The 23,804-nt window shown below is 46.2% G+C and carries 21 protein-coding genes; 12 read left to right on the plus strand and 9 right to left on the minus strand.

Going from position 1 to position 23,804, the window contains the following annotated elements:
* Window positions 1–12 precede the first annotated feature (12 nt).
* Window positions 13–1,839, plus strand: coding sequence for an endonuclease/exonuclease/phosphatase family protein (locus ISX59_RS18645; protein WP_220576147.1), 1,827 nt, complete (start codon window positions 13–15; stop codon window positions 1,837–1,839).
* A 69-nt stretch (window positions 1,840–1,908) separates the two neighbouring features.
* Here ISX59_RS18645 and ISX59_RS18650 read toward each other — a convergent pair whose 3' ends face one another.
* Both ISX59_RS18650 and ISX59_RS18655 read right to left on the minus strand, forming a co-directional pair.
* Window positions 1,909–3,462 (minus strand): HAMP domain-containing sensor histidine kinase, encoded by a 1,554-nt coding sequence (locus tag ISX59_RS18650; RefSeq protein ID WP_005781981.1) that lies wholly within the window; start codon window positions 3,460–3,462, stop codon window positions 1,909–1,911.
* A 233-nt stretch (window positions 3,463–3,695) separates the two neighbouring features.
* Entirely contained in the window at window positions 3,696–5,369 is a 1,674-nt protein-coding gene (locus ISX59_RS18655) for a nucleoside kinase (protein ID WP_005781983.1), read from the minus strand.
* A gap of 83 nt (window positions 5,370–5,452) precedes the next feature.
* Here ISX59_RS18655 and ISX59_RS18660 point away from each other — a divergent pair, with 83 nt between their 5' ends.
* Window positions 5,453–7,150, plus strand: a complete 1,698-nt coding sequence (locus ISX59_RS18660) for a Na/Pi cotransporter family protein (RefSeq protein ID WP_005781986.1) — start codon at window positions 5,453–5,455, stop codon at window positions 7,148–7,150.
* Window positions 7,151–7,261: 111 nt separating this feature from the next.
* Here ISX59_RS18660 and rd read toward each other — a convergent pair whose 3' ends face one another.
* A complete protein-coding gene (gene rd / locus ISX59_RS18665; protein ID WP_005781988.1) occupies window positions 7,262–7,423 on the minus strand; it encodes a rubredoxin in 162 nt (53 codons plus the stop codon).
* Between the two features lie 133 nt (window positions 7,424–7,556).
* Between rd and ISX59_RS18670 the strand changes: the two genes are divergently transcribed.
* The 8 genes from ISX59_RS18670 to ISX59_RS18700 all read left to right on the plus strand — a co-directional run bounded on the left by ISX59_RS18670 (window position 7,557) and on the right by ISX59_RS18700 (window position 15,705).
* Window positions 7,557–9,230 (plus strand): ATP-binding protein, encoded by a 1,674-nt coding sequence (locus tag ISX59_RS18670; protein ID WP_188521144.1) that lies wholly within the window; start codon window positions 7,557–7,559, stop codon window positions 9,228–9,230.
* 63 nt (window positions 9,231–9,293) lie between these two features.
* A complete protein-coding gene (locus tag ISX59_RS18675) occupies window positions 9,294–11,978 on the plus strand; it encodes a calcium-translocating P-type ATPase, PMCA-type (RefSeq protein WP_032539175.1) in 2,685 nt (894 codons plus the stop codon).
* Between the two features lie 72 nt (window positions 11,979–12,050).
* On the plus strand, window positions 12,051–12,677 hold the full coding sequence (locus ISX59_RS18680; protein WP_005781993.1) for an HAD family phosphatase: 627 nt from the start codon (window positions 12,051–12,053) through the stop codon (window positions 12,675–12,677).
* 15 nt (window positions 12,678–12,692) lie between these two features.
* A complete protein-coding gene (locus ISX59_RS18685) occupies window positions 12,693–13,634 on the plus strand; it encodes a bifunctional riboflavin kinase/FAD synthetase (RefSeq protein ID WP_220576148.1) in 942 nt (313 codons plus the stop codon).
* Window positions 13,635–13,828: 194 nt separating this feature from the next.
* Window positions 13,829–13,957, plus strand: a complete 129-nt coding sequence (locus tag ISX59_RS21300) for a hypothetical protein (protein ID WP_255469910.1) — start codon at window positions 13,829–13,831, stop codon at window positions 13,955–13,957.
* Between the two features lie 38 nt (window positions 13,958–13,995).
* Window positions 13,996–14,784, plus strand: a complete 789-nt coding sequence (locus ISX59_RS18690; RefSeq protein ID WP_032536962.1) for a CPBP family intramembrane glutamic endopeptidase — start codon at window positions 13,996–13,998, stop codon at window positions 14,782–14,784.
* Between the two features lie 35 nt (window positions 14,785–14,819).
* On the plus strand, window positions 14,820–15,458 hold the full coding sequence (locus ISX59_RS18695) for a DUF2975 domain-containing protein (protein ID WP_005781999.1): 639 nt from the start codon (window positions 14,820–14,822) through the stop codon (window positions 15,456–15,458).
* 28 nt (window positions 15,459–15,486) lie between these two features.
* Window positions 15,487–15,705: a helix-turn-helix transcriptional regulator gene (locus ISX59_RS18700; protein ID WP_005782001.1), complete on the plus strand. Its 219-nt coding sequence runs from the start codon at window positions 15,487–15,489 to the stop codon at window positions 15,703–15,705.
* Window positions 15,706–15,758: 53 nt separating this feature from the next.
* On the opposite strand, the gene ISX59_RS18705 is transcribed toward ISX59_RS18700, so the two are convergent.
* From ISX59_RS18705 to ISX59_RS18720, 4 genes are read right to left on the minus strand one after another with little or no spacing between them, the layout of a single operon-like run.
* Window positions 15,759–16,187, minus strand: coding sequence for a SufE family protein (locus ISX59_RS18705; protein ID WP_005811607.1), 429 nt, complete (start codon window positions 16,185–16,187; stop codon window positions 15,759–15,761).
* 9 nt (window positions 16,188–16,196) lie between these two features.
* Window positions 16,197–17,201 (minus strand): M28 family peptidase, encoded by a 1,005-nt coding sequence (locus ISX59_RS18710; RefSeq protein WP_032530776.1) that lies wholly within the window; start codon window positions 17,199–17,201, stop codon window positions 16,197–16,199.
* 55 nt (window positions 17,202–17,256) lie between these two features.
* Window positions 17,257–18,171 (minus strand): LD-carboxypeptidase, encoded by a 915-nt coding sequence (locus ISX59_RS18715; protein WP_005811602.1) that lies wholly within the window; start codon window positions 18,169–18,171, stop codon window positions 17,257–17,259.
* A 19-nt stretch (window positions 18,172–18,190) separates the two neighbouring features.
* The gene (locus tag ISX59_RS18720) at window positions 18,191–18,982 is read right to left on the minus strand and encodes a glycoside hydrolase family 16 protein (RefSeq protein WP_005782009.1); all 792 of its coding nucleotides are present in this window, start codon (window positions 18,980–18,982) and stop codon (window positions 18,191–18,193) included.
* Between the two features lie 182 nt (window positions 18,983–19,164).
* Between ISX59_RS18720 and ISX59_RS18725 the strand changes: the two genes are divergently transcribed.
* Both ISX59_RS18725 and buk read left to right on the plus strand, forming a co-directional pair.
* Complete coding sequence (locus tag ISX59_RS18725; RefSeq protein ID WP_005811598.1) at window positions 19,165–20,106, plus strand: phosphate acyltransferase; 942 nt, start codon at window positions 19,165–19,167, stop codon at window positions 20,104–20,106.
* Window positions 20,107–20,128: 22 nt separating this feature from the next.
* Window positions 20,129–21,244, plus strand: coding sequence for a butyrate kinase (gene buk / locus ISX59_RS18730; RefSeq protein WP_044299617.1), 1,116 nt, complete (start codon window positions 20,129–20,131; stop codon window positions 21,242–21,244).
* Between the two features lie 110 nt (window positions 21,245–21,354).
* Here the strand turns inward: buk and ISX59_RS18735 are convergent, their stop codons facing one another.
* On the minus strand, window positions 21,355–22,113 hold the full coding sequence (locus ISX59_RS18735) for a DNA-binding domain-containing protein (protein WP_220576149.1): 759 nt from the start codon (window positions 22,111–22,113) through the stop codon (window positions 21,355–21,357).
* A gap of 27 nt (window positions 22,114–22,140) precedes the next feature.
* Entirely contained in the window at window positions 22,141–23,754 is a 1,614-nt protein-coding gene (locus ISX59_RS18740; protein WP_220576150.1) for a fimbrillin family protein, read from the minus strand.
* Window positions 23,755–23,804: the final 50 nt, after the last annotated feature.

The raw sequence follows: 23,804 nt of genomic DNA on the forward strand, positions 1-23,804 counted from the left end.
ACAAACAGACCCATGAAAAAACTTGTATTACTCTTATTCTCTGCACTCTTTGTGCTGTCGGCCCAGGCCGGGGATGTCCTGCGGCTGATGACCTACAACGTCCGCAATGCCAGAGGCATGGACAATAGCTGCAACTACCAGCGTGTAGCCAATGTGATCAACAATGCCCGTCCGGATGTCGTTGCTGTTCAGGAACTGGACAGCATGACCGCCCGGAGCAATGGGACGGATGTCCTCCGGGAACTGGCGGAACGCACTCAGCTGCATCCCTACTTCGCTCCTGCCATCGATTATGACGGGGGAAAATACGGAATCGGCCTGCTCGCAAAAGAAGCTCCGTTGCGCCTGCAAACCTTTGCTTTGCCGGGACGTGAAGAGGCGCGGACGCTGATTGTTGCCGAGTTTCCCGAATACATCTTTGGCTGCACGCATCTCTCTCTGACGGAAGAAGACCGGATGAAGTCGCTCGAGATCCTGAAATCGGTTGCCACTTCTGCCGAAAAGCCCTTCTTCCTTGCCGGCGACTTCAATTCCGATGCCGGTTCCGGTTTCATCAAAGAACTGAAGAATACCTTCCAGGTACTTTCCAACCCCAAGCAACCTACTTATCCCGCTTCCGAACCGAAGGAGACGTTGGATTACCTGATTGCGCTTAAACAGGAAAAACCTACTTTCGTTGTTAATTCCGCCCGGGTTATCGACGAACCGTTGGCGTCCGATCACCGCCCGTTGTTGGTGGAAGTGCGGATGGCAGTGCCCGAAGACCGCATCTGCCGCACCAAACCCTATCTGCAAAACCCGGTCGGAGGCGGAATCACCGTAATGTGGCAAACCAACGTGCCGGCTTATTGCTGGGTGGAATATGGCACAGACCCCTCAAACCTGAAGCGGGCACGTACTCTTCTCGACGGGCAAGTCGTTTGCGGCAACACTCTCCATAAGATTCGCCTCGACAGTTTGCAACCCGGACAGAAGTATTACTATCGGGCTTGTTCGCAGGAGATTCTGCTTTACCAGGCTTACAAAAAAGTATTTGGTAATACTGCCCGTACAGAGCTTAAAGAATTTACCTTGCCGGCCGATGGTGGAGACAGCTTCACGGCCGTCGTCTTCAATGACCTGCACAAGCAGTCAAAAACCTTTCAGGCGTTGTGCAGCCAGATCAAGGGGGTGGACTATGATTTCGTAGTCTTCAACGGTGATTGCGTGGACGATCCCGCCAACCACGATCAGGCAACGGCCTTCATCAGCGAACTGACCGAAGGAGTGGAGGGTGACCGCGTTCCTGTTTTCTTCATGCGGGGCAACCATGAAATCCGGAATGCGTATTCGGTCGGGCTGCACAGCCTGTTCGACTATGTGGGCGATAAGACTTACGGAGCCTTCAACTGGGGAGACACGCGCATCGTAATGCTCGACTGCGGTGAAGATAAACCCGACGACCATTGGGTCTATTACGGATTGAACGACTTTACGAAGTTGCGTAATGACCAGGTGGGATTCCTCAAGAAAGAACTCGCTTCCAAAGAGTTCAGGAAGGCCGGCAAGCGGATTCTGATTCATCACATCCCGCTTTATGGCAATGATTACGAGAACCTGTGTTCGGGACTTTGGGGGAAACTCCTGGAGAAAGCTCCCTTCAATGTCTGTCTGAATGCGCATACACATGAATACGCTTATCACCCCAAAGGTAGTCTTGGCAATAACTTCCCGGTCATTATCGGCGGTGGTTATAGCATGAAAAGCGCAACGGTGATGGTGATTGAGAAAAAGAAAGATGTGCTTAAAGTGAAGGTACTCAACACCCAAGGAGAAGTGTTGTTGGAACTTACAGTTTAATGACAGGCTCCGATTCGATAGGCGTAAAAACAACAGAGGGCTGCATCAAAAGCCCTCTGTTGTTTTTTATTATGTGTGCAGCTCGAGTACGAACCGGCTTCCTTTGGTGTAGCTTGTGTCCAATGTCAGGCTTCCGTTCATCTTGGTAGCTATCAGGGCACAGATAGGCAGTCCCAGTCCGTCTCCTTCCGTCAGGTCTTTAATCTCCGTGAAAGGTTTGAACAGGTTCTCTTGTTTTTCGGCAGGAATACCCGTGCCGGTATCCGAGATGATGAACTGATGCGTATGCGCACCTCTCTTCTTGAAGTCGAGGAAGATCTTTCCGCTTTCGGTATATTCCGCCGCATTCTTCAGCAGGTGAATCAGTATCCGTTCCAGTTGTTCCGGGTTGGTCTTGATCTGGAGTTTGGCGGCATTCACTACGGTCGACACTTCAGGTTGCACCAGCTCTTTCACCTTATCCATGGTAGCTTCGCAGAAAGTATTTACGTTGATCTCCTTCATCTCGTAAGGCTCGGTCAGGGAGTTCTCCAGTGTAGAAAGCTCCTGTATGTCGTTACTGAACTTCTTCAGGGCGGCTACCTGTCCCTGCATCTGTTGTGCCTGTTGAGGCGCCTTGCCCGATAGTTCGGCAGCAGAAGCGGCCAGTGTATCCAGCGTTGGTTCCATTTGTGCGGAGATGTTCTGGATGAACTTTGTTTTCAGTTCGTTGTGTTCATTGGCTATCTGTACGCTCTTCTTCAGTTTGCGGTTTCCGGCAATGAAGCGGAGCAGCACGATGGCAACGAAGATCAGTCCGGCTATCAGGATGACGACAAGCGTACATAGCCCGACAATCATATACTGTTTTCCGGACAGCGTATCGTCTTTTTCCTGAATGATCTGCTGGCTTTCGTCATATTTGCGTTTCAACACGTTCAGTTCATCTTGTGCTGTCAGCGCTTTCACCGAGTCGGTCCAGACAATGAAGTTCTCGTACGTGCGGGCCACCAAGGAGGCATTGTTTGACTTACGGCCGATGGCAATCAGGTTCTTATAGCATTCGTTTACCTTTTCGTAGTTCTTCTGGGCTTTGTATTGATTAATCAATTTCCGGAAGCAGGCGTCCCCTTGTGCGTTTTGGCCGAAAGTGTAGTAATAGTTTGCCTGCGTGTACAGGAGGTTCTCACTTAGCGAATCGTTCTTTGCCTGGCCGGCGGTTTCCGCCAGTTTGTCCAACTGTGCTTTGGCTTGTGCGGCATTCTTCAGCCCGATATACATTTGTAATCTCTCTTTGGTGATTTGAAAGCGCAACGGATAGAATTGCTTCTGCTCCTTTTGTTCGCCCGCCCAGACTAACTGTTCCATTCCCCTGCAGAGGTCGAATGCTTCTTTATAATAATTCTCACGATGGTAAAGAGCAGCTCCCTGAATTCCACATTCCACGGCTTTCGGATAGTTTTCTTGTGCCGCGAAGGCGCCATAGGCTTGGATGAAAAGATAACGCGCTTTGGTATATTCTTTTTGTTCCAGACTGCTTTGCGCTTGTTTCATCAGTTCATTTGCTCTGTTTTGTGTGCCTTGTGCATCGACGATTGTGCTAAAACAAACGAGGATGGTCAGGATTAAAGTCGATATTTTCATACGATATGGTTTTAAACAGTGACAAAGTTAAAAAATCTTTGTAAGAACCTCTCACTTACCCCTTTTATTTTTCATTTCTTCCTCAATTCTTCCTCTGAGAGTTATGACAGGCATTGCCGGCTGATGGGGTGGTGGATAGTATTTGATAACTCAAGCATAGATTTTACAAATATTACTCTCTTCCGGAGTTGTATTTGTAAAGTCTATGTCTGAAAAGATTGGGATGTGTCTTTTTAATATTTGAAGCTGCTTCCTCCCAGGAACTCTCTAAGAAGTGAGGTCGGAGGAATCTCCTTATCCTGTACCGGAGTGAAATATTTGATAAACTTCAGCAACCGGTATGCTTCGGCATATTCCGGGCAGTTACGTGGCACGCTGGTCAAGATGGGTTCGGCATGGCAGCGGAGCACGGCAAATTCAAATAACAGGGCAGAGTTGAACATCACGTCGGCATTCTCCTGGTAGGGGAAAATCCACTTGTCTTCTCCGGCACGCACGCTGGGCCAGCGCGAAATGGTTTCCTGCGCAGAATAGCCACGATAGTTGAAGTCACGGATAATGCGGCGTAAAAGCCGGTTGTCCGTGGTCGGAATCCAGTTATGGTCGTCCAGGGAGATGGTTGTCAGAGCAGATACATAGATTTTATATTTACTCTCTGCCGGGATTTGCGGGGTGAGCTCCGGGTTCAGGGCATGAATCCCTTCAAGAATCAATACCGTATGTTCGTCAATCCGCAGTTTGTCACCTTTATATTCTTTCTTTCCCAGCATGAAGTTGTAGCGGGGCAGTTCTACTTCCTCACCACGCAGCAGAGCTTGCAGTTGCGCGTTGAATAATTCCAGGTCGAGGGCATAGAGCGATTCATAATCATAATTGCCGTTTTCATCCAATGGGGTTTCTTCCCGGTCTACAAAGTAGTTGTCCAGTGAGATGGGATAGGGCTTTAGCCCGTTTGTCATCAGCTGGATGGAGAGCCGCTTGCTGAAGGTGGTTTTGCCGGATGATGACGGTCCGGAGATCAATACCAGTTTTACACGGTTCCCGTTTTCTCCCCGGTGGAAGATGCTGTCGGCTATTTGTGCTATTTTCTTTTCCTGCAATGCTTCTGCCACATTTATCAGGTCGGTGGCATGTCCTTCTTCGCAGGCTATGTTGAAATCTCCCACATTGTTCAGCCCCATAATGTAGTTCCAGCGCAAATGCTCTTTGAAGACATCAAGCATCTTCTCTTGTTTCACTACCTCTTCCAGTACAGTCGGGTTTTCTTTGTTGGGAATACGCAGCAACAGTCCGTCATAATACTTAACGAGGTCGAACAGATGAATAAATCCCGTACTTGGGAGTAAATTACCATAATAATAGTCCGCGGTGCCACCCAAAGTATAATAATAGGTATAGATGGAGCCGGAGGACTCAAGCAGTTTCACTTTATCATTCATGCCCCGCTCGCTGAACACACGTACGGCTTCAGTGGTGTGGCATTCGATACGGTGGTAAGTGATATTCTCCGTAATGATTTCCTGCATGCGTTTCTTTATTTGCGACACATCCTCCAGAGTGATGGCCCGGCCGATGCGCAAATTGCAGAAGTATCCCTTGGATACGGGGTGCTCTACAAAAAGTTTGCCATTCGGAAAGAGTTCGCTGACTGCCTTGTAGAGTACAAAACAAAGAGAACGTACATATGTGCGCATCCCCGAAGAATCTCTTACATCCAGAAACTCTACATCCTTATTATTATATACACGAAAGTTGAGTCCTTCAGAACGATTATTTACTTTAGCACTGACTACCTGATAAGGAAAATTAAGATTGAAACCGTAATAAATATCCAAAAGTGAGCTTCCAATAGGGAATTCTTTAGAAATATTATTATTTTTGCAATATATTTGTAACATCTGTTTCATTTCACGTCGTTTAGGGGTGAATAGTACGGATAAATATATCACATAATTGCTAAGAAGACAAACAACCACTAAAATAATTATAGATGGAATATTCTTTTTATGATTTTTTAAAGCTCATTGGCTCATTAGGACTTTTTCTTTATGGAATGAAAATCATGAGCGAGGGCTTACAGAAAGTCGCAGGTGACAGATTGCGAGGAATCCTGACAGCAATGACCACGAACCGGGTAACGGGAGTTTTAACAGGAGTGTTGATCACCGCCCTTATCCAGTCTTCTTCGGCAACGACGGTGATGGTGGTCAGTTTTGTAAATGCCGGTTTGCTGACTTTGGCCGAGTCCATTAGTGTGATAATGGGTGCCAATATCGGTACGACAGTCACCGCCTGGATCATTTCCATTTTTGGGTTTAAAGTTGATATGGCTGCTTTTGCCCTCCCTCTTTTAGCCATTGCCCTTCCCCTTATTTTTTCCGGTAAAAGTAACCGTAAGTCTGTCGGTGAATTCATTTTTGGTTTTTCTTTCCTCTTTATGGGGCTTTCGTATCTTAAAGCAAACGCGCCCGACCTGAATGCCAATCCGGAAATGCTTGCTTTCGTGCAAAACTATACCGATATGGGATTCTTCTCCGTTCTGCTCTTTCTATTTATCGGTACTATTCTCACAATGATCGTGCAGGCGTCTGCCGCAACGATGGCTATCACTTTAATTATGTGCGCCAACGGATGGATCAGCCTGGAGCTTGGTGCTGCATTGGTGCTGGGTGAGAATATCGGAACCACGATTACAGCAAACCTGGCTGCCTTGACAGCCAATTCGCAAGCGAAGCGAGCTGCTTTGGCCCATTTCGTTTTCAACGTTTTCGGTGTGATTTGGGTATTGATTATTTTTCATCCCTTTATGGTATTTGTCAATTGGGTGGTGGATACCTTCTTCCATCCGGGAAGTGCCGAGGTAGCCATCTCTTATAAGTTGTCTGCTTTCCACTCTATCTTTAATATATGTAACGTCTGCCTGCTGATTTGGGGAGTGAAACTGATTGAACGTACCGTGTGTGCCATTATTCGTCCGAAAGAAGAAGATGAAGAGCCGCGTTTGCGTTTCATTACCGGTGGCATGCTTTCCACGGCCGAACTTTCGATACTTCAGGCCCGCAAGGAAATCCATTTGTTCTCCGAACGTATTCACCGTATGTTCGGCATGGTGCAGGATCTGCTGCATACGGAGAAAGATGACGACTTCAATAAATTATTCAGCCGGATTGAAAAGTATGAGAATATCAGCGATAACATGGAGCTGGAGATAGCCAATTACCTGAATCAAGTGTCCGAGGGACGATTAAGTTCGGAAAGTAAGCTCCAGATACGTGCCATGCTCCGTGAGGTAACCGAGATTGAAAGCATCGGCGACAGTTGTTATAACCTGGCACGTACCATCACCCGGAAGCGACAGACAAATCAGGATTTTACAGAGAAGCAGTATGAACACATTCACTTCATGATGAAGCTGACGAACGATGCCCTGTCACAAATGATTGTCGTAGTTGAGAAACCCGAGCATCAGAGTATCGATGTCAATAAGTCGTTCAATATTGAAAATGAAATAAATAACTATCGTAATCAACTGAAGAATCAGAACATTCTGGATGTGAACAATAAAGAATATGATTATCAGATGGGTGTTTATTATATGGATATTATTGCCGAATGCGAGAAGCTTGGTGACTATGTGGTAAATGTAGTGGAAGCAAGCAGTGACGTAAAGGAAAAGAAAGCATCTTAACAGGTCGATGAACCGTGAACGATGAACGATAAATGATGAATAAAGTGTGATTGGTACACTTACGGTTCATCGTTTATTGTTCATCGTTCAAAAACGTCCGTTGTTTATAAGTTATCCATTATACGGTTCGAAATCTTCTTTCCCAACTCCACAAAGGGGGCATACCCAATCATCAGGGATATCTTCAAACTGTGTTCCTGGTTCGATTCCGCTTTCCGGATCACCTGTCTCCGGATCGTAAATATAATCACAAACGGTGCAAATGTACTTCATGTCGTCTCTTTTTTTAAAGTTTATGCAAATATAACAAAAGGATCGGATATATTGTTCACTTATTTTTTCTTTTTGGTTAATAAAACACTACCTTTGCCATAACAACAAAGCATTAATCAAGCAGTTATAAATTATGATGTGGCAGATTGTATTAATAGGGGTATGTGTCTCTTTTCTGGGAGCATTTCTGTGGGAAAGAAGAAAACGTAAGTTTATGCAATCTGCATCAGACCGGAAACTGGAGAATGTAAATCGCTTGTTTGATGCTATCCTAACGCATATTCATGCTTATGTCCTTGTTATCGATTCTGATTTTAAAGTCCTGAAAACAAATTATTATGATTTGACTCACCTCAATCCTGATGGTAAAGAAAAGCGCGTCGGTGATTTATTGCAATGTCAGAATGCATTGTCTGCCAAGGGAGGATGCGGAACCCATGCTTTTTGTCAGGAATGTCCTGTAAGAGGGGCTATCGGGGCTGCTTTTCGTCAGAAGAATGAGTTTACCGATCTGCAGTCTTCACTGAATATTGCCATAGGTGAAGATGAATTTATAAAATGCAACGTAATGATTTCGGGAGTTTTTATGACTCTGGATGGTGAAGACCGTATGGTACTGACGGTGCATGACATCACTTCCATCAAACATACGGAAGAGGCGCTGGCCGAGGCTAAGGAGAAAGCCGAAAACGCCGATCGTTCCAAGTCAGCCTTCCTTGCCAACATGAGCCATGAGATCCGTACTCCATTGAATGCCATCGTTGGTTTCTCCGAACTGCTGGCTGCTGCCACCGAGGAAAAGGAAAAGCAGAAATATCTGGAAATACTCCATACGAATAGTGAACTCCTATTGCAATTGGTGAATGACATTCTCGATTTATCGAAGATTGAGGCTGGTACATTAGAGTTTGTGTATTCCGACGTAGACATCAACCTGCTGCTGGCCGATCTGGAACAGTTGTTCCACATGAAGATCGGTTATGATTCGCCTGTACAGATAATTACCGAGGCCGGATTACCCTCATGCATGGTTCATTCCGACCGGAACCGTATCGCCCAGGTTGTATCCAATTTTGTTTCTAATGCAATCAAGTTTACCACAGAAGGCAGCATTCGTATCGGATATAAGCCTTGCGAGAATGGACTTCGGTTTTATGTCACCGATACTGGTTCGGGCATTTCAGCAGATAAGCTGGGAGGTGTATTCGACCGTTTCGTACGTCTGCAGAGTGATAAAAACGGCACCGGGCTGGGACTTTCCATCTGTAAGACGATTGTGAATAAACTGGGTGGGGAAATCGGAGCTGAATCGGTGGTAGGCCAGGGGAGTACTTTCTGGTTTACCTTGCCCGAACATTCGGATATCAAACCTAAGGTAATTATTGAAAAAGAACAGGAGAGACCGTCTTCTGTTGTGTCGGTTCCTGCCGCGGGGGTAAACGGTGATAAGAAACTGACAGTATTGGTGGCAGAAGATATGGAAGATAATTATCGCCTTTGTGAAGCCATCCTTGCTTCCCGTTACGAACTCTATTGGGCACATAATGGTGAAGAAGCCATTTCCCTTTTCCTGAAAAACCAGCCCGATATCATCTTGATGGATATTCGTATGCCCGAGGTGAACGGTTATGAAGCTACGGAGGCTATCCGGCAAATGTCGGCTACTGTGCCTATCATTGCTCTCACAGCCTTTGCTTACGAAGAAGACCGCCAAAAGATTATGCAGAGTGGCTTTACCGATTTCCTGACGAAGCCTATTTCATCGAGAATCTTGTTGGGAAAACTGGAATCCTTAAAAAAGATTTAAGAAACATTCTATACCGGATTTATGTTGTATTTTTGCAACCTCTAATTTAATGTATGTATCTGCATGACTGCAAAGAACGACGATTATTTTCATTTGGGCCTTACTGATCAAGAAGTCCTCCAAAGCCGGGAGAAACATGGTGTTAACCTGCTGACGCCACCCAAGCGTCCTTCTCTCCTCAAACTCTATCTGGAAAAATTTGAAGATCCTGTTGTACGGGTATTACTCGTTGCGGCTGTGTTCTCCCTTATCATCTCGATTATTGAGAATGAATATGCTGAAACCATCGGTATCATAGCTGCTATCCTGCTGGCAACCGGCATTGGTTTCTATTTTGAATATGATGCGAACAAAAAGTTTGATTTGCTGAATGCTGTCAATGAAGAGACTTTGGTAAAGGTGATTCGTAATGGGCGCATTCAGGAGATTCCCCGTAAGGATGTGGTAGTCGGTGATATTATGGTACTGGAAACTGGTGAGGAGATCCCTGCCGATGGAGAACTGATAGAAGCCATCTCCTTACAGGTGAATGAATCGAACCTGACCGGAGAGCCGGTAATTAATAAAACAACGGTAGAGGCGGATTTTGATGAAGAAGCTACGTATGCCTCCAATCTGGTGATGCGTGGCACGACTGTGGTCGACGGTCACGGATCGATGAAAGTACTTCGTGTGGGAGATGCCACGGAGATTGGGAAAGTGGCACGTCAGAGTACGGAGCAGAGCACGGAACCTACGCCCCTTAATATCCAGTTGACTAAGCTGGCTAACCTGATAGGTAAAATCGGTTTTACCGTAGCGGGGCTTGCTTTCCTTATTTTCTTTATAAAAGATGTAGTACTCTATTTTGATTTTGGAGCTTTGAATGGCTGGCATGACTGGTTGCCGGTGTTGGAGCGTACCCTGAAATACTTCATGATGGCAGTCACCTTGATTGTGGTCGCCGTCCCCGAAGGGTTACCTATGAGCGTAACGCTCAGTCTGGCCCTGAATATGCGCCGTATGCTTGCCACCAATAATCTGGTTCGTAAGATGCACGCTTGCGAAACGATGGGAGCCATTACCGTGATTTGTACAGATAAGACCGGTACGTTGACGCAGAACCTGATGCAGGTGCATGAGCCTAACTTCTATGGTTTGAAGGATGGCGGGAAGCTGGCAGATGACGATATCAGCAAATTGATAGCAGAGGGAATCAGTGCTAACTCGACTGCTTTTCTTGAAGAGACGGGAGAGGGAGAAAAGCCAAAAGGGGTGGGCAATCCTACTGAGGTTGCTTTGTTGTTGTGGCTGAACGGTCAGAACCGTAACTATCTTGAACTCAGAGAAAGGGCGCAGGTACTCGACCAATTGACGTTCTCTACCGAGCGTAAGTTTATGGCTACTTTGGTGAAGTCTCCGCTGATAGGCAAGAAAGTGCTATATATAAAAGGTGCGCCTGAGATTGTGCTTGGCAAATGCAAAGAGGTGATTCTTGACGGTCGTCGTGTGGATAGTGTGGAATACCGTTCCACTGTCGAAGCGCAGTTGCTGAGTTATCAGAATATGGCTATGCGTACACTTGGTTTTGCATTCCGCATAGTAGAGGACAACGAACCGGACGATTGTGTGGCCCTTGTGTCGGAAAACAACTTGAACTTCCTTGGTGTGGTTGCTATTTCCGATCCTATACGCCCCGATGTACCCGTAGCGGTGGCTAAGTGCCAGTCGGCAGGTATCGGTATTAAGATTGTTACCGGAGATACTCCGGGCACAGCAACTGAGATTGCACGCCAGATCGGATTGTGGAAACCGGAAGATACGGAGCGTAACCGTATAACGGGAGTTGCTTTCGCCGAACTGAGCGATGAAGAAGCCCTGAATAGAGTGATGGATCTGAAAATCATGTCCCGCGCCCGTCCTACCGACAAGCAGCGCCTGGTGCAGTTGCTCCAGCAGAAAGGAGCCGTAGTAGCTGTGACCGGTGACGGAACCAATGATGCCCCGGCACTTAATCATGCACAGGTGGGACTTTCAATGGGTACCGGAACTTCCGTAGCCAAAGAGGCCAGTGATATCACCTTACTCGATGATTCTTTCAACAGTATCGGAACCGCCGTGATGTGGGGGCGTTCGCTGTACAAGAACATCCAGCGTTTCATTGTATTCCAGTTGACCATTAACTTTGTGGCACTTCTCATCGTATTGCTCGGTTCTATTGTAGGAACGGAGTTGCCGCTGACTGTTACTCAAATGTTATGGGTAAACCTCATCATGGATACGTTTGCCGCATTAGCTCTGGCCTCTATTCCGCCAAGCGAAAGCGTTATGAATGATAAACCACGCCGTAGTACTGATTTTATTATCAGCAAAGCGATGCGGCAAAATATATTCGGTGTCGGTACAGTCTTTCTGGTGGTGCTGATGGCAATGATATATTACTTCACAAATGCCGATGGAGGAATGACGGTACAGCGGTTGACCGTTTTCTTCACCTTCTTTGTGATGCTCCAGTTCTGGAACCTGTTCAACGCCCGTGTGTTTGGCACTACCGACTCAGCATTCAAAGGTCTTGCGAAATCATACGGTATGGAGCTGATAGTACTGGCTATTCTGGGCGGACAGTTCCTCATTGTACAGTTCGGTGGGGCTGTATTCCGTACAGAGCCGCTTGACTGGCAAACATGGCTTATCATCATCGGTTCTTCCTCTCTCGTCTTATGGATTGGTGAACTGATTCGCTTTGTCAAACGTTTAACTCAGAAATGAAATAAGAGGGGTCTCACCCCATCCTTTCTCAAAGGAAGAGGGGATGGGGTGAGACCTTAAAACAATATAGAGATGAAAAGAAAAGGAATTAAAAACCTTATTTTTGATTTTGGTGGTGTATTGATCAATCTCGACCGTCAGCGTTGTGTGGAGAACTTCCGGAAGTTGGGATTAGAGAAAGTAGACGAATTGTTAGGTATGTATTCTCAGCAAGGGATCTTTATGCAGCATGAAAAAGGATTGATCTCGTCGGCTGAATTTCGTGAGAATATCCGTGGGCTGCTCACAAAAAAAGTGACTGACGAGCAAATCGATGCTGCCTGGAATAGTTTTCTGGTAGATATCCCTCGCTTTAAACTCGACATGTTGCTGAAGCTCCGCGAAAAATATGTGGTCTATCTGCTGAGCAATACCAACGAGATACATTGGAAGTGGGCATGCGAGCACGCATTTCCGTATCGGGGCTTCCGTGTGGAAGACTATTTTGAGAAGATGTACCTTTCGTATGAAATGAAAATGGTGAAGCCTGCTGAAGAGATTTTCCGGGGGGTACTTGAAGACGCAAACCTTGATCCGCACGAAACTTTTTTCATTGATGACTCCGAGGCCAACTGCCAGGGAGCCCAGGCATTGGGTATCTCTACTTATACGGTAAAACCCGGTGAAGACTGGAGGCCACTTTTTGCCGGAGATAAATAATTTAGAAGACATAGCATGCAGATAATCCATAATATACCGGCATTTACACCCGAACCTTGTGTAGCTACCATCGGCTTTTTCGACGGAGTACATACAGGGCATCGTTTCCTGATCAAGCAAGTCAGAGAGCTGGCTGCCGCTCGTGGATTGCGCTCTGCATTAATTACCTTCCCTGTTCATCCCCGTAAGGTGATGAAAGCGGATTATCGTCCGGAACTGCTGACTACTCCGGAAGAAAAGCGGACACTGCTCGAGGAAACAGGGGTGGACTATTGTTTCATGCTTGACTTTACGCAGGAAGTATCGCGCCTGACTGCCCGTGAGTTTATGTCTGATCTTTTAAGAGACCGTTATCGGGTGCAGACACTCGTCATCGGCTATGACCATCGCTTTGGACACAACCGTAGTGAAGGTTTCGAAGACTATTGCCGTTATGGTTCCGAGATGGGCATAGAGGTAATCCGCGCTCGTGCCTGTGTGTGTGATGATCTTCATGTAAGCTCTTCCGTTATTCGCAAGATGCTGCATCAGGGTGAAGTCGATATGGCGTCCCGTTGTCTGGGTTACGACTATTTTCTGGATGGTACGGTGGTGAGTGGCTATCAAGTGGGACGTAAGATCGGATTTCCTACAGCCAACCTCAGTGTGGACGATCCTGATAAGTTGATTCCTGCCGATGGTGTTTATGCGGTTCATGTCACATTCGATGGGCGTACCTATAACGGTATGTTGAATATCGGTACCCGCCCCACGATAGGAAATGGTCCCGAGCGTTCGATAGAAGTGAACATCCTTCATTTCCATTCAAATATTTACGATAAGTTTATCCGTATTTCTTTTGTGAAGTATCTCCGTCCGGAACTGAAGTTCGATGGGATTGACGGGCTGATAGCTCAACTTCATCGGGATGCGGCCGACGTAGAAGCTCTTTTGGGGAAAATACAAAATGTCAATTGACATTTTGTATTTTCTGTTTGCCCCTGAGTGAGCTATATGCGCCCCTCTTAATATCGAAAAACATGCTATATTTATTGTTTATCGATAAATAATTGTCGGATTTCTTGTTTAAGTGGAAATTAATATCAATCTTTGCATATCGAAAAACGATAAATTATTATTGAATAACATAACGAATCTCCAAAGTCAATCTTATGGGAAAGTCATTGATGAGCATTACGATGTTGGTAGTATCCATCTCTATGTTAGCTTTGTTTGTGTGTAGCTCTGTTTTGCACGGACATGGTACAAATCACCCTGCTACTGAAACGGTAGTCAATTAAAACCGTTATCTTTGTACATATTTAAAACAGAGAACCGAATGAAAACAGCGATCAAATTAATTCTTATTTATCTGGGGATCCAGCTTGTCTGTGGTGGGCTGATAGGTATTCCTTTTACTGTTGTTGCCCGTATGAATGGTGGGAATATGGATGCCACCCGGATTTCGGAGTTGACACTGGCTCCTTCGATGTTACTTTCCATGGCAGTAATGTTTTTTTATTTATGGAAAGCCCGGTACATACCTAAGAATAAAATGAGCTGGTCATTCGTTTCGTTACCGTTTCTTACGGTCACTTTTCTGATAGGCTTGTCGATGACTGTTCTGATGGACTTGTTAACTGCTGTTTTATCTTGGGTGCCTGATGTTCTGGAACAACAGTTTAATGCTTTACAGTCCGGTTGGTTGGGAATTGTGGCCATCACGTTGTTGGGACCGGTTCTTGAGGAACTTTTGTTCCGTGGTGGTGTTACTAAGGCGTTGCTTGAACGATATTCTCCCCGGAAAGCGATTTTTCTTTCCGCACTTCTTTTCGGAATATTCCATTTGAATCCGGCTCAGGTAGTTGCCGCCTTCTTCGGAGGACTGCTGTTGGCGTGGGTTTATTACCGGACGCGGAGCCTGATCCCCTGTATCCTGATACACATTGTGAATAACAGCCTTTCTGTGATATTGAGCCTGACCTATCCCGATGCGGATACGATTAGCGATGTGACCGATACTACATCTTATTACATACTGATAGCTGTGGCCGCTATGCTGTTCGTTGGTTGCTTCCTACGGATAAAGCAGGTTACGATTCCGGGAGTGTGGAGAAAGAGTGAGTGAAACTGAACTATGAAGATTGAAAAACAAGTCATAATATGAAAAGAAGATTGAACATACTATGTTTACTGGTATTTCTGGTATTCTGTTATTCGGTATTCAACATGGGGCGTGATTTCGGTCATGGCTTTTCCGAGGGCATGAAGATAAGCCATTCCGGCAATGAAAGTGTGGAACAGGCTATTAACCTTCGCATTGCTACGTTGATGCCCGAAGATTTTTCGTCGTTTAAAGATTCTGTTTACAATGAACGGACCCAATCTTATGTGCCTGTTGCTTACACACAGTTGATCACGAATGTAAAAGTGGACAGGAGCACCTGGCTGATGGTTGCGCAAGTGCTCTCCGGGCTTCTTGCCATTTTGGCCGTAATAGCATCTACGGTGCTGTTTGTGCAGTTGATTGTATCTATCAATAAATCGGATATTTTTAATTGGAAGAATGTTCGTAGGTTACGTTGGTTGGGAGTCACCCTGTTGCTGAGTTTTATTAGTGAAGCGGTGCCGGCTTTGATGAATGATTATGAACTGTCCTCAGTTTTTTCATTATCCGGCTACTCTATGGAGACAAGTATTGATTCTGTGATGCTGGTCATTTTAGGACTGGTTTCGTTGATTGTAGGCGAAGTATTCGCCATCGGGTTAAAGATGAAAGAGGAGCAAGACCTTACTATCTGAATCCGGACACTGAAAAATTAATGGAATTATGGCTATAATAGTAAACCTTGACATTATGATGGCCCGAAGAAAGATATCTTTGGGGGAGTTGGCGGAGAAGATAGATATTACACCTGCCAACCTTTCTATCCTGAAAACGGGAAAGGCCAAAGCGATTCGTTTTTCTACCCTTGAGGCAATCTGCAAAGTACTCGATTGCCAACCGGGGGATATTCTGGAATATCAAGTGGATGAAAAAGATCCTTGATTTGCCACAGCGGATTTTCTGTGTGTCCACTGTGGCGATATAGAATGAGGAGATTAACCTTTTGTCCCTTTGGCTTTGAATGCCAATGCGTACATTCGCATTTGTTTTACCATTGATAGCAGACCGTTGCTGCGGGTGGGCGATAAATGATCTTTCAGCCCGATGCGGTCGATGAAGTAAAGTTCCGAATTCAGAATCTCGTCCGGTGTATGTCCCGAAACAACTTTTATCAGCAGGGCGATAATACCTTTTACGATCAGTGCATCACTTTCTGCTTTGAAGATCACCTTTCCATCTACCTCGTCTGCCTGAAGCCACACACGGCTCTGGCAACCTTCAATCAAATTCTGTTCCGTTTTATATTTCTCGTCAAGCGGTTCCTGTTCGTTTCCTAAATCAATAAGCAACTGGTAGCGGTCCATCCAGTCGTCAAAGTCACTGAACTCGGCAATGACTTCGTCTTGTAATTCGTTGATTGTCATATTGAATAATTATTTCTCGTTATAGATAACTTCCAGTACGGTCTGTCCCACGGCTTTGAGTGTCGATTTGTCGATAACATCCATGTTGTCGTTTACGGTATGCCAAGTCGGTCCGAAACTGGACAGTTCACAATTTTCGTCGTTCGGAATGATGTCGATAGTCGGGATACCGGCCAGCCGATTGATAAACAGATGGTCGTCAGTGATCTGGCCACCTGTTTCGTTAATAAAGTAACGTCCGTAACCGGCGTCGTTAGCCTTCTTCCATACCTTTTTGTTGATTCCACGGGCAAACTTCTCCGAGTACACCTCCTTAAAGAAAGTGGCATCTTTGCCGCCTACCATATCGAGCAAGATACCGAAACGGGCATTATAGCCTTCCACATGCGGATTGCGTGCCCAATATTGTGCACCGAGACACCATTGCTCCTCTAAATGTTCTCCTTTATAGAATTGGGGAGCGCCATAATCTTCTGCGTCCAAAAAGATAATATCGATTCCCAGTTCCGGTTGCTGCTGATTGATCAGTCGGGCTATTTCAAGCAACACGCCCACACCGCTCGCCCCGTCGTTGGCACCTAATATCGGTGTGTGGTGATTCTTCTCGTTGGGATCATTGTCTGCCCACGGACGTGTATCCCAGTGTGCAAAAAGGGCAATGCGTTTTTTGCTTTCGGGTTTGAATGAACCGATGATATTGCGTGCTTTCAGCAGCGTGCCGTCATAGGCGGGCAGTTCCACATTTTGGTTAGTCACTTTGGCCCCATGTTCTGCCAGCTTAGTAGCCAGATATTCTCCACATGCTGCATGTCCTTTACTGTTCGGATTGCGAGGGCCGAAATCCACTTGTGCCTGTATGTATTTATAGGCGCTGTCTGCATCGAATTGTGGTGCTTTCACGGTTATATTCTTTTCAGGCTCCTGAACTGAATTGGTTTTGTTGTTGTTCGTTCCGCAAGAAAAGGCGGATAACAAAATAAAAGCTGTCAGTAATAGCATAGAATTTCTTTTCATAATTATGCTTTTGGGGTTAAGGCCTCAAAATTAGTCATTTTCGCAGTAGGGTAGGTCAGATAGGAGGGTTTATTAACAATTCTACTCCTTTCTTTCCGGATATAAGTTCTACTTCCGCCCCATTGATCAGTGGCAGATTTTCCGTTACATGCCCTACGGGGAAATCAAAGCAGATCGGATAATTATACTCTTCTACCAGATCGAAGAGTGCACCATAAAGGTCTTTCTTTATGGCACGATCTTCTTCGTATTCGGTAAACTGTCCGATGATAAGGCCTGACAACTTCTCAAGTACGCCCCCTAATTTCAGGTTATACATCATGCGCTCGATGGCATAAGGACGTTCGCCCACGTCCTCGATAAACAGGATTGTCCCTTCGGGAGGTATGTCGTATGGAGTTCCCCGAAGGCCGTGGAATACTGCCATATTGCCACCACGCAGAATACCCTTGGCTGTGCCGAGTCGGTTCAACTTGTGACGCTTACATTTATATGCAGGCAGTTTACCGAAAAGTATATCCCTCAGGTACAGTGAACACGGATCGTCGGCCGCTTCTACTGCGAGATGGCGTGCCATAGGAGCATGTAACGAAGCAAACCCGTTGTACTGAAACAGATTATGGAGCGCTGTGATATCACTGAATCCGATCATCCACTTCGGGTGTTCGCGGAAACGGGTGAAGTCGAGCCGTTCAATAAGATGAACCGCTCCGTAGCCGCCACGGCTACATAAAATCGCCTTAATTTCTTTGTCATCCATTGCTGTCTGAAAGTCCGAAGCGCGCTGCCGGATGGTGCCGGCATAGCATCCCCAGGAGCTACGGACGTGTTTCCCCATTTCAGGGACCAGTCCCCAAGACGCCAGTTGCGCCTTGGCACCTCTCAGAAACATATTGTCTATCTTGCCCGAAGGCGATACGATGGCAACTTTATCGCCTTCGTGCAGGAATGGGGGGAATTGTATCTTCATTCAGTGAATTTGTTTTAGTTTATTTCTTCTGGTAGAATTTTACCCAGTCTACATGCATTTCTACAGGAAGTTCTTTCGGGTCTACAGCTCCTACCCACGAGCCACCCAGTTGCATGTCGATCAGCAGATAGAAAGGCTGATCGAAAGGAAATTGCCCTTCTTTGTCTGTTTCGATGCGGGGATAGGTGAAAGTATGCGTATCATTGATATAGAATGCAATGCTGTCCGGATACATTTCTACCGAATATACATTGTAGTCATCGGGATTGATCGTACCTACGGAGTGTGACAACGGATTGTCTTTGATGCCCAGATTGTATGTATAGTTGGTATGTATAGTCTGGTAAGCGATTGTGTCGTGATTCAGACGTTCCATAATATCGATTTCTCCACCCATCGGCCAGGGAGCATCTACCGGAAGCATCCAGATAGCCGGCCATTCGCCGCGTGCACCGTTCAACTTGGCACGTATCTCCAGACGCCCGTTGCTGAATGCCTTTTTCCCTTTGGTATAAATCCCTCCGGTCAGATAGGGTGCTGTGTCATTGGGCTGGCTGTAATTGATGATACCCCGCAGCACCATATTGCCGTCACGCATATCGAAACAAGAGTCGAAGTCTGTCATATAGTTATTCCAGTCCGATTTGCCACGTGGTATTTTGCTCCATACCTGTGGGTCAAAGCCTGTTTTTTGGTCGAAATTATCTTCCCAAACCAATGTCCACTGGTCAGACGAATGACGTTGGCACGATGAAAAGCCTGAACTGATACACAGCAGGCAGAAAAGAGCGAGAAAAGTTTTTGTTTTCATGGTTCTGTTTGATTATAGGTGTTTAACAGGATACAAATTTACATTAAAAAACGAAATTACCTGCATCCGTAGAAATGAAAGCGTTGTATAATATCAAAATGTTATCCGGTTTACCCATTTTTTCAGTATACCATGATGTACTTCTCGATCCTTTTTCTGATATTTGCTAAAAATCTAACGTTATGGAACCTATTAGAAACTTCGACCAACTGACAGAACACCTAAAAACCTTAAACCGACGGAAACGGATTGCCGTTGTCTGTGCCAATGATCCGAATACAGAATATGCCATTGCCCGTGCACTTGACGAGGGTATTGCAGAATTTCTGATGATTGGTGACTCGGCCATCCTTCAAAAGTATCCTACCTTGCAAAAGTATCCGGATTATGTGAAGACCATCCATATTGAAGATCCCGATGAGGCAGCGCGTGAAGCGGTCCGCATTGTCCGGGAAGGGGGGGCCGACATTTTGATGAAAGGGATTATTAATACTGACAACCTGCTTCATGCTATTCTTGACAAGGAGAAAGGGCTACTACCCAAAGGAAAGATCCTGACTCACCTGGCTGTAATGCAGATTCCGACGTATGATAAATTACTGTTCTTTTCGGATGCGGCTGTTATTCCCCGGCCCACTTTACAACAACGTATTGAGATGGTTTGGTATGCCATCTGTACCTGCCGGAGGTTTGGGATAGAACAGCCGCGCATCTCTTTGATTCACTGTACGGAGAAGGTAAGTGCCAAGTTCCCCCATTCGCTCGATTATGTTAATATCGTGGAGTTGGCCGAAGCCGGAGAGTTTGGCAATGTTATTATTGATGGCCCGTTGGATGTTCGTACTTCCTGCGAGCAGGCCAGCGGGGATATTAAAGGAATTGTATCGCCTATCAACGGGCAGGCAGATGTATTGATATTCCCTAATATCGAGTCGGCCAATGCTTTTTATAAGTCTGTTTCATTATTTGCCAAGGCCGATATGGCAGGATTGCTGCAAGGCCCCATTTGTCCGGTGGTGCTACCGTCACGTAGTGATTCCGGACTTTCCAAGTATTATAGCATTGCGATGGCATGCCTGACGGCTTCTACCCGGTCGGCAGAGGGAGGAAGATGCTCCGAATGATGATCATAATTAAACTAAGAATATGGATAAACTGAATGCAATCCCCACTTCCCCTTCTGCAAGGAATGGACGGAGTGAAAGGGTCCTTGTTATCAATCCCGGTTCCACTTCAACAAAGATTGCCGTTTATGAAGACGAAACTCCTTTGTTGGTACGCAACATCCGCCATACAGTAGAAGAGTTGTCTGCCTTCCCCCAGGTGATCGACCAGTTTGAGTTTCGTAAATCACTTGTCCTCCGGGAGTTGGAGGCAAATGATATTCCTTTCCGGTTCGATGCTGTCATTGGACGCGGAGGTTTGGTGAAGCCTATTCCCGGTGGAGTTTATGAGGTTAACGAAGCTATGAAGCGGGATACCCTCCATGCCATGCGTACGCATGCCTGCAATCTGGGAGGTTTGATAGCCGATGAATTGGCCGCAGCTTTACCCGGGTGCCGGGCGTTTATTGCAGATCCAGGTGTGGTGGACGAACTGGAAGAGGTTGCCCGCATTACCGGTTCGCCCTTGATGCCGCGTATCACTATCTGGCATGCACTGAATCAGAAAGCTATTGCCCGTCGTTATGCTGCCGAACATGGCACTCATTATGAAGATCTTGATTTGATTGTCTGCCATTTGGGAGGAGGCATTTCCGTTGCGGTCCATCGTCATGGGCGTGCAGTCGATGCCAATAATGCACTGGATGGAGAAGGTCCTTTCTCACCCGAAAGAGCCGGAACTCTTCCCGCCGGACAACTGATAGACCTCTGTTTCAGCGGGAAATTCACCAAAGATGAATTGAAGAAACGAATTTCGGGCCGTGCCGGGCTTACCGCCCATTTGGGAACTACTGATATTCCTGCCGTTATTCAGTCCATTGAGGCAGGTGATGATCATGCCCGGTTGGTGCTCGATGCCATGATCTATAATGTGGCCAAAAGTATCGGTGCTGCCTCTACTGTTTTGTATGGAAAGGTAGACGCCATCCTGCTGACCGGAGGCATTGCTTATTCTGATTACGTAATTTCCCGTTTAAGGGAACGTATTTCTTTCCTTGCTCCCGTCTTCGTGTATCCGGGAGAAGATGAGATGGAGGCTTTGGCATTGAATGCTTTGGGTGCTTTAAGGGGAGAACTTCCGGTACAGGTTTATCAGTGATTTTAGAGCTTGGTTGCATTGCCGCATTGTGCAGGGGTGCACCGACACCTTGTGCAGAGCTGCACAAGATATCAATGCAGTCCTGCATAAGGGAAGCGATGCGGTATGATTTATGCTGTCGGGTCGTCCACAATATCTCCGTCGCCCTCGGTTGTATTGTCTATTACGATGGTTCGGCTGATGACATGTGGTATCTTCAGTTGCCGGTTGCCACTGGTATATTGCGTGGTCAGTCGCAGTTCGTATATTCCGTCTGTCAGGTCTGCCGGTAGGAGTATCAGTACTTCCGAAGGGTTGTTTACTGCTATCATATCCATCGGTAGCTTCGTCTTTGTGCCTTTTTCATCAATCAAGATGATACCTATAGCAGGATCTGTACCTGCTACTTTGATGTTCTTGCCCTGTAGGCGATAGTTACGTCCGGCAGTTGCACTACCGTCCGTAGCACGGGTGGCAGCGTCTTCACCGCCGATGAAGTAGGCCGAGTCACCTTTGGCTCCCAGAATTTTCACGCCGGTCCGTGCGATAGCTTCACGTAAATCCTTATCCTGGTTGAAGGAAACATAGATAGAATTTTTCTCGGGATTCCATATCCCACCGTCTATCACGCCGCGAAACTGTGGGACTGCACGAAAAAGCCCCGTATTGACAGAGTATCCGTTCAGTACCAATTCCGATACTGTACGCTGAAAGAGATCGACGGCATGCTTTAAAGTCTCTGCCCGCAAGCCGGTATCTTCTTTCTCCATTTCATCCAGTACATCGGTTAGTGTCAGGTTTCCGGCGCTTTCCAATACCAGGATTTTGTCTTCTTTGTTGTCGGTGGTCACGGTATTGTCCGCAAGCCAGCCTTTGAGTTCGGTTTTCATGATTTATCTATTTTAAAAGTGAATATATTATTGTTTGGTACCTTTCACGCAACGGACAGTCAGTCCGGCATTTTTGGCATGGTCTGCCACATCTGCAGTATTATAACGTTTACCAAAATACAGTCTTTTCCCTGTACTATTTCCACTACCTATATCACTACTCCAGTAGTAGCCATCAGTTCCGGAATCTGCTGTTGGCGAAGTATTACTACCATTTCCGTCTTGCCGACAACCTGCAGCAGGTAAAAAAAGTCCTATGCTGTTATTCATAAACCACATTCCACTATTAGTTAATATTTTGTTTGTGCATCTTGCTAATTTCGTAAGTTCATTCTTTGAAGGTGTTCGCCAACTTGTACCGTAATATGCTGTATTCAATTTGGAACATGGATCTGTATTATTAATATTTGTGTTTCCTGTATAGGTACTGTACCATGTGTAATAATAACCTCTATCTGTTGAAGAAGCCCATACATAATTTGTACTTCCGGTACTCTTCAAATTTCCTGTGGCCCATCTTAGCTTCGCCAAGTCATTTTTATCACTTGCTGTACATCCGTTTTGTGTCAGGTTAATGTCACTTGCCGCCAATTGTACTCCCAATTCAAACTTTAGCGTAATGGTATAACTCTTTCCCGGTAGCAACTGCACATTCTGACTCGAGGTGATATTCCGATTATTCGCATTGAAGTAATTACTAAGAGTCAGCGTACCGATATGCACCGTGATCGCCCGTGAACCCGAAAAAGGAACTAACCGCACAGTGGCAGTCGAATTATTGGCTATATTGAATGTGGACGTATTTCCGGTATTGGCACTTACATTATTTGTAGAGGGACCTATCGTCCAGGCGGACGCATTGCCGCCCTGAGAAACATATACGCCCGTACAGTTGGTAAACGTGTTGCTTCCAAACTGCGACAAGGATAGCTTAACCGTCAGCTTGCAGAGTTTTTGCGTGAAACTAACCGACAGGTTGTGGTTGATTGTACTCACATTTGCCATATCCCCCGAATCATAAACCATAAAGTCATTACTCATATTCGGGATAGTGACGGAAGTACCGTTATAAGCATAGGCTGAAGGAATCGTTCCCATCGCTGTCGTACTATTGAACGAGTATCCGATCACACGGACAGTTCCCGTTCTGGTGAGTAACTTTCCTTGCCTGAGTGTGGGAGCGGAAGCCCCGTTCGTCGTAAAATCCGCTGTCGACTGGAACACGTAATTGCTGCCCACCTTACGGAAAGCGATCAACCGGAAATAAATGCCGTTGCCCAATGTAGCGGCACGGGTTGTGACTTGCGGCTCTTCGCGGAGTGTCATCCGGACCACTGAAGGACCCTCGTAAGGTACGGCAGCGGGTATGGCCCTGCTGGCGGGTGATTCCTTAACCGGTACCCATTCGTCTACAAGCGTTCTTCCCCCGGTTGTGGCGGGAGTATCAACATGACTTTCCATATAGCTGCCATCCTCAACCCGGCTGACCGTAATAGGGATCATATCCCCTCCGTCCGGTTCGGGGCTGTCGGGGTTCACAACATTGTCTCCACACGATGTTATCATTAAAAAAGCCGCGTACAGACAGCATGTGCTTAACGCACGAAAGCCTACATACAGAAGTTTTGCCTTTGTATTCATAATTCAAATGTTTAAAAGTGAATAAAATAGATCATGCTCAGCATGGCCTT

Origin of the sequence: Bacteroides sp. FSHCM14E1, from assembly GCF_019633785.1 — a bacterium.
Taxonomy (GTDB): Bacteria; Bacteroidota; Bacteroidia; order Bacteroidales; family Bacteroidaceae; genus Bacteroides; species Bacteroides hominis.

Bases quoted from the DNA above. Each gene is read 5' to 3' on its own strand.
- ISX59_RS18695 (WP_005781999.1), top strand. From the start codon at position 14,820: ATGAAAAGAAGATTGAACATACTATGTTTACTGGTATTTCTGGTATTC.
- ISX59_RS18650 (WP_005781981.1), bottom strand. From the start codon at position 3,462: ATGAAAATATCGACTTTAATCCTGACCATCCTCGTTTGTTTTAGCACA.
- ISX59_RS18680 (WP_005781993.1), top strand. From the start codon at position 12,051: ATGAAAAGAAAAGGAATTAAAAACCTTATTTTTGATTTTGGTGGTGTA.
- ISX59_RS18725 (WP_005811598.1), top strand. From the start codon at position 19,165: ATGGAACCTATTAGAAACTTCGACCAACTGACAGAACACCTAAAAACC.
- ISX59_RS18720 (WP_005782009.1), bottom strand. From the start codon at position 18,982: ATGAAAACAAAAACTTTTCTCGCTCTTTTCTGCCTGCTGTGTATCAGT.
- ISX59_RS18670 (WP_188521144.1), top strand. From the start codon at position 7,557: ATGATGTGGCAGATTGTATTAATAGGGGTATGTGTCTCTTTTCTGGGA.
- ISX59_RS18685 (WP_220576148.1), top strand. From the start codon at position 12,693: ATGCAGATAATCCATAATATACCGGCATTTACACCCGAACCTTGTGTA.
- ISX59_RS18740 (WP_220576150.1), bottom strand. From the start codon at position 23,754: ATGAATACAAAGGCAAAACTTCTGTATGTAGGCTTTCGTGCGTTAAGC.
- ISX59_RS18690 (WP_032536962.1), top strand. From the start codon at position 13,996: ATGAAAACAGCGATCAAATTAATTCTTATTTATCTGGGGATCCAGCTT.
- rd (WP_005781988.1), bottom strand. From the start codon at position 7,423: ATGAAGTACATTTGCACCGTTTGTGATTATATTTACGATCCGGAGACA.
- ISX59_RS18645 (WP_220576147.1), top strand. From the start codon at position 13: ATGAAAAAACTTGTATTACTCTTATTCTCTGCACTCTTTGTGCTGTCG.
- ISX59_RS18705 (WP_005811607.1), bottom strand. From the start codon at position 16,187: ATGACAATCAACGAATTACAAGACGAAGTCATTGCCGAGTTCAGTGAC.
- ISX59_RS18710 (WP_032530776.1), bottom strand. From the start codon at position 17,201: ATGAAAAGAAATTCTATGCTATTACTGACAGCTTTTATTTTGTTATCC.
- ISX59_RS18675 (WP_032539175.1), top strand. From the start codon at position 9,294: ATGACTGCAAAGAACGACGATTATTTTCATTTGGGCCTTACTGATCAA.
- ISX59_RS18655 (WP_005781983.1), bottom strand. From the start codon at position 5,369: ATGAAACAGATGTTACAAATATATTGCAAAAATAATAATATTTCTAAA.
- buk (WP_044299617.1), top strand. From the start codon at position 20,129: ATGGATAAACTGAATGCAATCCCCACTTCCCCTTCTGCAAGGAATGGA.
- ISX59_RS21300 (WP_255469910.1), top strand. From the start codon at position 13,829: ATGGGAAAGTCATTGATGAGCATTACGATGTTGGTAGTATCCATCTCT.
- ISX59_RS18700 (WP_005782001.1), top strand. From the start codon at position 15,487: ATGGCTATAATAGTAAACCTTGACATTATGATGGCCCGAAGAAAGATA.
- ISX59_RS18660 (WP_005781986.1), top strand. From the start codon at position 5,453: ATGGAATATTCTTTTTATGATTTTTTAAAGCTCATTGGCTCATTAGGA.
- ISX59_RS18735 (WP_220576149.1), bottom strand. From the start codon at position 22,113: ATGAAAACCGAACTCAAAGGCTGGCTTGCGGACAATACCGTGACCACC.
- ISX59_RS18715 (WP_005811602.1), bottom strand. From the start codon at position 18,171: ATGAAGATACAATTCCCCCCATTCCTGCACGAAGGCGATAAAGTTGCC.